This is a genomic window from Alteribacter lacisalsi (assembly GCF_003226345.1).
Classification (GTDB): domain Bacteria; phylum Bacillota; class Bacilli; order Bacillales; family Salisediminibacteriaceae; genus Alteribacter; species Alteribacter lacisalsi.
This window is the reverse complement of record NZ_PDOF01000012.1, coordinates 1-278: the sequence shown is the minus strand read 5'-3', so window position 1 is coordinate 278 and position 278 is coordinate 1. Positions and strand designations below refer to the sequence as shown.

Below are 278 nucleotides of genomic sequence, written 5' to 3'. Positions count from 1 at the left end.
CCCTCATAGTTAGCGTAACGCTGAGTTTCGTCACCAGTACAAACTACAACGCCTGTAGCATTCCACAGACAGCCCTCATAGTTAGCGTAACGATCTAAAGTTTTGTCGTCTTTCCAGACGTTAGTAAATGAATTTTCTGTATGGGGTTTTGCTAAACAACTTTCAACAGTTTCAGCGGAGTGAGAATAGAAAGGAACAACTAAAGGAATTGCGAATAATAATTTTTTCACGTTGAAAATCTCCAAAAAAAAAGGCTCCAAAAGGAGCCTTTAATTGTA

At 38.5% G+C, this 278-nt stretch carries 1 protein-coding gene; it reads right to left on the bottom strand.

Annotated elements, in window-relative coordinates; all coding sequences use genetic code 11:
* A partial coding sequence (locus tag CR205_RS20050; RefSeq protein ID WP_201745428.1) for a hypothetical protein occupies positions 1 to 230 on the bottom strand: 230 nt, incomplete at its 3' end.
* Positions 231 to 278: the final 48 nt, after the last annotated feature.